This window comes from Marinobacter sp. (assembly GCF_035268745.1).
Classification (GTDB): domain Bacteria; phylum Pseudomonadota; class Gammaproteobacteria; order Pseudomonadales; family Oleiphilaceae; genus Marinobacter.
Genome location: NZ_DATFKH010000005.1, coordinates 1 through 8,228 on the forward strand (window position 1 = coordinate 1; position 8,228 = coordinate 8,228).

The 8,228-nt window shown below is 55.6% G+C and carries 7 protein-coding genes; 2 read left to right on the top strand and 5 right to left on the bottom strand.

The genetic code is table 11. From position 1 onward, the window contains the following. A partial coding sequence (locus VJ956_RS00490) for a hypothetical protein (protein WP_324080494.1) occupies nt 1–298 on the top strand: 298 nt, incomplete at its 5' end. Between the two features lie 43 nt (nt 299–341). Here VJ956_RS00490 and pssA read toward each other — a convergent pair. The 4 genes from pssA to VJ956_RS00510 form a co-directional block, all read right to left on the bottom strand. After that, nucleotides 342–1,181, bottom strand: a complete 840-nt coding sequence (gene pssA, locus VJ956_RS00495) for a CDP-diacylglycerol--serine O-phosphatidyltransferase (protein WP_324080495.1) — start codon at nt 1,179–1,181, stop codon at nt 342–344. A gap of 91 nt (nt 1,182–1,272) precedes the next feature. After that, nucleotides 1,273–2,289: a ketol-acid reductoisomerase gene (gene ilvC / locus VJ956_RS00500; protein WP_324080496.1), complete on the bottom strand. Its 1,017-nt coding sequence runs from the start codon at nt 2,287–2,289 to the stop codon at nt 1,273–1,275. A gap of 66 nt (nt 2,290–2,355) precedes the next feature. After that, nucleotides 2,356–2,847: an acetolactate synthase small subunit gene (gene ilvN / locus VJ956_RS00505; RefSeq protein WP_324080497.1), complete on the bottom strand. Its 492-nt coding sequence runs from the start codon at nt 2,845–2,847 to the stop codon at nt 2,356–2,358. Nucleotides 2,848–2,849: 2 nt separating this feature from the next. Further along, nucleotides 2,850–4,568 carry an acetolactate synthase 3 large subunit gene (locus VJ956_RS00510; RefSeq protein ID WP_324080498.1) on the bottom strand — a complete coding sequence of 573 codons (1,719 nt, stop codon included), beginning with the start codon at nt 4,566–4,568 and terminating at the stop codon, nt 2,850–2,852. A gap of 526 nt (nt 4,569–5,094) precedes the next feature. On the opposite strand from VJ956_RS00510, the gene VJ956_RS00515 reads away from it, so the two are divergent. Then, nucleotides 5,095–5,565 carry a DUF4124 domain-containing protein gene (locus tag VJ956_RS00515; protein WP_324080499.1) on the top strand — a complete coding sequence of 157 codons (471 nt, stop codon included), beginning with the start codon at nt 5,095–5,097 and terminating at the stop codon, nt 5,563–5,565. Nucleotides 5,566–5,623: 58 nt separating this feature from the next. Here the strand turns inward: VJ956_RS00515 and clpB are convergent, their stop codons facing one another. Next, the gene (gene clpB / locus VJ956_RS00520) at nt 5,624–8,200 is read right to left on the bottom strand and encodes an ATP-dependent chaperone ClpB (protein WP_324080501.1); all 2,577 of its coding nucleotides are present in this window, start codon (nt 8,198–8,200) and stop codon (nt 5,624–5,626) included. Nucleotides 8,201–8,228 lie beyond the last annotated feature (28 nt).

Genomic DNA, 8,228 nt, shown 5'->3' on the forward strand with positions numbered 1-8,228 from the left:
CTGTCCTGATATTTCGTATCCGAAATACCCCGGCCAGCGCCCACACGAATTACTTGGTCAACTTTTTAAAGAGCAGTCAGGGAAAACTCGTTCCCTGATCAAGGCCGCGTATTCTACAGCGAATCGCCTGCCTGTCAACCGTTTTTTGCGCCCGGGAACAATCCCTGACGGTGATCCCCGCCAATCAGCGGTTTCCTTCCGCTTGCATGCTTCAAGAAACACGCCCGGCCTGAGGAACGCGCATTCTACAGACCACGGAAACCGTGTCAACGACATCAATCCATTCAGCTTTTGCTGACTCGACTCACTCCGTTGCGCTGATCGCAGCATGAGCAACCCGGCTATTTTTCATGCCCGGGCTGGGTCGTCTTACGGGACCGGCGGAGTAACGCGAACGCAGGGCCGGAGAGTGCATAAGCCAGAAAGCCCGCGAACAACACTGTTGCCGGATCAAGCGCCACAATAACCAGGCTCAGCACCACCAGCAGGATCGCGGCAAACGGGACACGACCACGTAGATCCAGATCCTTGAAACTCTTATAGAGGACGTTGCTGACCATCAGCAAACCACAGCCGCCGACAACCACGATCGTCATTGCGGTCAGCCAGATCGCTGGCTGGTACTCATGAAAACACCAGACCAAGCCTGCCACACAGGCTGCTGCTGCAGGACTGGCCAGACCCACGAAAAATCTTTTATCAACAGACCCGATCTGGGTATTGAACCGTGCCAGCCGCAATGCGGCACCCGCAAGGAAGATGAAAGTAATCGCCCAGCCAAACTGACCGAGATTGTTCAGCGACCAGAAAAATGCGACCAGTCCCGGTGCCACCCCAAAAGCCACCATATCTGCAAGGCTGTCGTACTCTTCGCCAAACTTGCTCTGGGTATTGGTCAACCGGGCAACCCGTCCATCCAGCCCGTCAAGAATCATGGAAATAAAAATGGCGATAGCGGCATTATCGAAGACGCCATTGGCCGCCGAGACGATCGCGTAAAATCCGGAAAATAGCGACGCTGTTGTCAGTGCATTCGGCAGGAGATAAATTCCTTTACGGCGAACCGGAGCACCTTCTACCAGCTCTTCCTCAACAACCTCACCCGGCTCAGCATGGATCTCATTGGCACGACCGGACACGGATTCCGACTCGGAATTGGTTTGTGATTCTTTTTCACTCATCCTTTGTCACTCCGGATAGAATTTGTGCGAAGTATATACGAAAAACGCGGCCACAAGGGCCGCGTTCCGTTATCCGCTTCCGTCGATAAACCTAGTTTTTCTCTTTATCCACAATCTTGTTTGCGGAAATCCAGGGCATCATCGAGCGCAGTTTTTCGCCAACAATTTCAATCTGGTGCTCAGAGTTCATGCGACGGCGCGCCGTCATGGAAGGATAGTTGCTGCTGCCTTCCTGAATAAACATTTTGGCGTACTCACCGCTCTGGATGCGCTTCAGTGCATTGCGCATGGCCTCGCGGGACTGCTCGTTGATGATTTCCGGACCAGTCATGTACTCACCAAATTCCGCGTTATTGGAAATGGAGTAGTTCATGTTGGCGATGCCGCCTTCGTACATCAGATCGACGATCAGCTTGAGCTCGTGCAGACATTCGAAGTAAGCCATATCGGGCTCGTACCCGGCATCTACCAGAGTTTCAAATGCCGCTTTGACAAGCTCAACGGTACCACCACAAAGCACAGCCTGTTCGCCGAACAGATCAGTTTCGGTCTCATCCTGGAAAGTCGTTTCGATGATACCCGAGCGACCGCCACCAATGCCGCTGGCGTACGAAAGCGCAACGTTTTTCGCCGATCCGGATGCATCCTGGAAGATGGCGATCAGATCAGGAACACCACCGCCGCGGGTAAACTCGGTGCGAACCGTGTGGCCCGGCGCCTTCGGCGCGATCATGATGACATCCAGATCCTTGCGTGGTTCAATCTGGTTGTAATGGATTGAAAACCCGTGGGCAAACGCAAGGGTAGCACCCTGCTTCAGATTAGGCTCGATTTCGGCCGCGTAAAGCTGGGACTGGAACTCGTCCGGAGTCAGCACCATGACAATATCGGCGGCGGCAACCGCGCCGGGAACGTCATCGGTTTTCAGGCCATAGGCTTCAGCCTTCGCAACAGAGGATGATCCCGGACGCAGCCCCACGGTTACATCAACACCGGACTCATTCAGGTTGCAGGCATGGGCGTGCCCCTGGGAACCAAAACCAATAATCGCAACTTTCTTGCCCTGGATGATGGAAAGATCGCAATCCTTATCGTAGTAAACCTGCATAAAAACCCCTGTGTATTGTTTGGACCTATAATCGGCCGCGATTGTACAGAAACCTGTTGGTGCCCGTTAAAGGCTCAGCACTTTCTCGCCCCGGGCAATACCCGACACCCCTGAACGCACAACTTCCAGTACGCCGGATGTACCCACCGCCTGAATAAAACCATCGAGCTTTTCACTGTTGCCCGCCAACTGGACCGTATAGACAGAGCTTGTCACGTCGACAATCTGGCCGCGAAAAATATCAACAGTACGCTTTATTTCAGCACGCTGGGAGCCGGTTGCCTTGAGCTTGACCAGCATCAATTCTCTTTCAATGTGGGCACCCTCTGTCAGGTCGACCAGCTTTACCACCTCAATCAGCTTGTTGAGCTGCTTGGTAATCTGCTCGATCACCCGGTCGGAACCTGAAGTTGTGACCGTCAGCCGCGACAGGGTTTCATCTTCTGTCGGAGCAACGGTCAGAGTTTCGATGTTGTAGTTACGCTGGGAAAACAGACCCACAACCCGCGAAAGAGCACCGGGCTCGTTTTCCAGCAGAACGGATATGATTCGACGCATGATCAGACCCTCTCCGTCTTGCTGAGCCACATGTCTTTCATCGAACCACGGGCCACCTGCATGGGGTACACATGCTCGAAGCGGTCGACCTGAACATCGACAAACACCAGTTGGTCTTTCATGGCGAGCACTTCCCTGAGTTTCGACTCCAGATCCTCTTTCCTGTCAATCTTTACGCCAACGTGACCATAGGCTTCCGCCAGCTTGACAAAATCCGGCAGGGAACCCATATAAGATTCGGCATGACGTGATTCATAGTTCATATCCTGCCACTGCTTCACCATGCCCAGCGCCTGATTGTTCAGGTTGATAATCTTGACCGGAAGCTTGTACTGGTTGCAGGTGGACAGTTCCTGAATGTTCATCTGGATGCTGCCCTCACCGGTAATACACAGCACCTCGTCGTCCGGATAATTGAGTTTGATACCCATTGCTGCCGGGAAGCCGAAACCCATGGTTCCGAGGCCGCCGGAATTGATCCAGCGGTTCGGCCGATCGAATTTGTAGTACTGGGCGGCAAACATCTGGTGCTGGCCCACGTCGGTCGTCACATAGGCTTCGCCTTTGGTCAGGCGCCAGAGAATTTCAATGACTTCCTGCGGCTTGATGACGTCATCGCTGGTTTCGTAGCGCATACCGTGGAATGCGCGCCACTCCTCAATCTGCTTCCACCAGGCTGCGATAGCATCGGCGTCCGGCTTGTCGCTGCTTTCCCTGACCAGAGTGATCATTTCCCTGAGCACGGAATCCACTGGTCCGACGATGGGCACGTCGGCGTCGATAGTTTTGGAAATAGACGCGGGATCAATATCGATATGAACAATTCGCGCACCGGGACAGAACTTTTCGGTGGCATTGGTGACCCGGTCATCAAAGCGGGCACCCACACAGAGAATAAGATCCGCATGGTGCATGGCCATGTTCGACTCGTAGGTGCCATGCATACCCAGCCAGCCAAGATGCTGCTTGTCAGAAGCAGGGTAGCAGCCGATTCCCATGATCGTGTTGGTGATCGGATACCCGAGCATTCTGACCAGCTCGGTCAGTTGATCCGAAGCCTTGCCCAGAATTACACCGCCACCGGCATAGATCATCGGCCGCTTGGCGGACATCAGCATGTCGACTGCTTTCTTGATCTGGCCGGCATGTCCGCGAATCGCCGGATTGTAGGAGCGCAACTTCACTTTCTTCGGAAAGGTGTACTCGAAGCGTTCGTTGGGCGTGGTCATATCCTTGGGAATATCGACAACGACCGGCCCCGGACGACCAGTCGCTGCAAGGTAGTAGGCCTTGCGGATAATGCCGGGTATGTCTTCCGGGTGACGGACGCTGAGGTTGTGCTTAACCACTGGCCGGGAGACCCCGATCATGTCGGTTTCCTGGAAAGCGTCTTCACCAATCAGCGTTGATGCCACCTGGCCACAAAGCACGACCATGGGGATTGAATCCATGAACGCCGTGGCAATGCCAGTGATGGTGTTGGTGGCACCGGGACCAGAGGTGACCAGTACGGTGCCGGGTTTTCCGGATGCGCGCGCATAGCCGTCAGCCATGTGGACGGCGGCCTGCTCGTGCCGGACCAGAATGTGCTTGACCTTATCCTGCCTGAATAGCGCATCATAAATATGCAGTGCTGCGCCACCGGGATAGCCGTATATGTACTCGATGCCCTCATCCTGCAGGGACCGAATCAGCATATCAGCGCCAGACAATAACTCCACGATGTTCTACCCTCTTCATTAAGTGAATGAGCCGGGATGCACCCGACCAGGTGCCTGGTGGTCCGGACCCGGAGCTTCTTTTGGAAGCCGGAACGGATTTTCTGCCACACTGGTACAAAGAGGTTGTCTCTTGGCCAGCCGCCCTCCTGAGGGTTTCGGAGAACGACCAGTCCGCGACTGAATTCGCGGGGCGTTCAGTGTGGTTGCTGACGGGGGACACCGGCGCGGGATTCCCGGCCGTAATGACCCCGGTCTTCAGGCAGCACGTAATTTTGACAGCGCTAAACTCCCTGTCAATAGCAACCACAGGATTCTATGGCTCAGAGCGACAAAGGTCTGCCGTACTTTTCACCAGGGTCGGGATTAACAGCTTTCTGACCGGAATTTGAACTAGACAAAAGAAAGTTGTCTTTACAAATGGCAGGATCGCTTTAGGCTTAGAAATACTCCGGTCCGGGGAGCGCAATCACAGAGCCAAAATTTAAACAGGCCCATACAGAACAGGCCTATGCACAAGAGAACAGGCATGAATAAACAAATCCTCACTCTCGCAGTATGCATCATGGCAATTCCGGTTTTCGCCACCGCACAACAGTCAGTCTATAAATGGACGGATGAAGACGGGGTGCCCCATTTCGGGGACCGACAACCAACCGGAAAACAGGCCGAATCGATCAGTATTCGCACCGGAAGGCCTTCAGGCTCAGACGCTTCCGGCCCAATGAGCCCCCAGCAGAGGGTTCAGCAGATGAATGAACAGCAGGCTGAAAACGCTCAGAGCAGACAGGTCAGTGCCGTCGAGGAAGCGCGACAGAAACAGCGTGCAGCCAACTGCGAAACTGCCAGAAACAACCTCAGTCTGATACGCAGCGGTAGCCGGATAAAAATGGAAGAAAATGGCGAAGAGCGCTACCTGACTCCGGAGGAGATCGCCGAAAAACGAGCGCAATTTGAGGAAATCGCCGAGAATAACTGCGACGCTGACAGCGAACAGTAAATACGCTCATTGCAAAAGCGGGGCCTTGCCGGCCCCGCCTTCTGTTCCAGTGCGCGCATTACTGCTTGCGAAACACCAGGGTGTGGTCCTTCACCTCGCCCCTGATGATGTCACCCGACACAAATTCTCCCTGCAGCAACTTCTGCGCAAGCGGGTTTTCAATCATCCGCTGGATAGCCCGCTTCAGTGGCCGCGCCCCGTAAACCGGGTCGTAACCTACCTCGGCCAGCAATTCCATGGCCGTGTCATCCAGCTCCAGCCTCATTTCCTGCTCTTTCAGGCGCTTGCTCAGAATCCCGATCTGGATTTTTGCAATACCCCGAATCTGGCTTTCAGCCAACGGATGGAAGACCACCACTTCGTCGACACGGTTGATAAACTCGGGCCGGAAGTGAGTGCCCACTACTTCCATGACATCCGCTTTCATGGACTCATAGTTTTCTTCACCCGCCTTCTGCTGGATGATGTCCGAGCCAAGGTTGGAGGTCATCACAATGACAGTGTTGCGGAAATCCACCGTGCGTCCCTGGCCGTCAGTGAGCCTTCCATCCTCCAGTACCTGCAGCAGAATGTTGAAAACATCCGGATGGGCCTTCTCCACCTCATCGAGCAGCAGAACGGAATAAGGCCGGCGCCGGACCGCTTCGGTCAGATAGCCACCTTCTTCATAGCCGACATAGCCGGGAGGCGCGCCAATCAGCCGGGCGACGGAGTGCTTCTCCATGAATTCGGACATATCAATCCGCACCATGGCCTCTTCGGTGTCGAACAGGAAGGTTGCCAGCGCCTTACAGAGCTCGGTCTTGCCGACGCCGGTCGGACCAAGGAACAGAAACGAACCGTTGGGCCGGTGCGGGTCTGAAAGCCCGGCGCGGGAACGGCGAACCGCATTGGAAACTGCCTCCACCGCCTCTTCCTGGCCAATGACCCGGGCATGGAGAGCTTCCTCCATCCGCATCAGCTTGTCCCGCTCGCCCTCGAGCATCTTGGATACCGGGATGCCGGTCCACTTGGACACAATTTCGGCAATTTCCTCATCCGTCACCCGGTTACGAAGCAGCGTCATCTCCATCATTTCGGCCTGGCCAGCCATGTCCAGCTGGCGCTCCAGTTCCGGAATCTGGCCATATTGAAGCTCCGACATCTTGCCCAGATCCCCGGCCCGGCGGGCGTTTTCCAGGTCAATGCGGGCCTGTTCCAGCCTGCTCTTGATTCTCTGCGAGCCGTGGAGCGCCGCTTTTTCGGTATTCCACACTTCTTCAAGATCGGCATACTCTCGCTCGACGCCACTGATCACATCTGACAGCTCGGAGAGCCGCTTCTTGGACGCGGCATCCGTCTCTTTTTTCAGTGCTTCACGTTCGATTTTCAGCTGGATCAGGCGGCGCTCGAGGCGATCCAGAGCTTCCGGCTTGGAGTCCATTTCCATGCGGATCTGACTGGCCGCCTCGTCCACAAGGTCGATGGCCTTGTCCGGCAACTGACGGTCGGCGATGTAGCGGTGAGACAGCTTGGCCGCTGCAATAATGGCACCGTCCGTCACTTCCACACCATGGTGAACTTCGTAGCGCTCCTTGAGACCCCGCAGAATGGCAATGGTGTCTTCCTCGTTGGGCTCAGTCACCAGTACTTTCTGGAAACGGCGCTCAAGTGCGGCATCTTTTTCAATGTTCTCACGGTACTCATCAAGCGTCGTGGCGCCAACGCAGTGGAGTTCGCCACGGGCCAGTGCCGGCTTGAGCATATTGCCGGCATCCATGGAGCCTTCGGCCTTGCCGGCACCGACGACGGTGTGAATTTCGTCAATGAAAAGGATGATCTGGCCTTCCTGTTTCGAGAGCTCGCTCAGTACCGCTTTCAGGCGCTCCTCGAAATCACCGCGGAATTTGGCACCGGCGATGAGTGACCCCATATCCAGAGACAGCACGCGCTTGTTCTTGAGGCCCTCGGGTACTTCGCCGTTTACAATTCGCTGGGCAAGGCCTTCGACAATGGCGGTCTTGCCGACCCCCGGCTCACCGATCAGCACCGGGTTGTTCTTGCGGCGACGTTGCAATACCTGGATGGTGCGGCGAATTTCATCATCACGGCCAATCACCGGGTCCAGTTTGCCAGCCTCGGCGCGTTCGGTCAGATCGATGGTGTACTTGTCCAGGGCCTGGCGATTTTCTTCGGCGGAGGCGTCATTGACAGCCTCGCCGCCGCGCACCTCATCAATCGCCTTTTCCAGCGCGGCCTTGTCAACCCCCTGCTCCCGCAGCACACGACCCAGCGATCCGCGGTCTTCCAGTGCGGCAAGCAACATCAGCTCGCTGGAGACGTACTGGTCACCCCGTTTCTGGGCATGTTTGTCTGCCACATTGAACAGTCGCCCCATATCGTTAGACATGGAGACGTCGCCGGCTGAGCCCTGCACTTCCGGAAGATTCTCGATTTCACTTGCAATTGCCTGGCGCACTCGCCCCGGCTCGGCACCGGCCTGCTTGAGCAGCGGCTTGATTGAGCTGCTCTGCTGATCCATCAGGGCCTGCATCAGATGCACTGGCTCAATGAAATTGTGATCCTTGCCGACAGCAATCGACTGGGCATCGGCCAAGGCGGTCTGCAGCTTACTGGTGAGTTTGTCGATTCTCATGAGCTTTTTATCCTCTGTTCCTGCGCGC

Bases quoted from the DNA above. Each gene is read 5' to 3' on its own strand.
- pssA (WP_324080495.1), bottom strand. From the start codon at position 1,181: ATGAGTGAAAAAGAATCACAAACCAATTCCGAGTCGGAATCCGTGTCC.
- ilvC (WP_324080496.1), bottom strand. From the start codon at position 2,289: ATGCAGGTTTACTACGATAAGGATTGCGATCTTTCCATCATCCAGGGC.
- ilvN (WP_324080497.1), bottom strand. From the start codon at position 2,847: ATGCGTCGAATCATATCCGTTCTGCTGGAAAACGAGCCCGGTGCTCTT.
- VJ956_RS00515 (WP_324080499.1), top strand. From the start codon at position 5,095: ATGAATAAACAAATCCTCACTCTCGCAGTATGCATCATGGCAATTCCG.
- clpB (WP_324080501.1), bottom strand. From the start codon at position 8,200: ATGAGAATCGACAAACTCACCAGTAAGCTGCAGACCGCCTTGGCCGAT.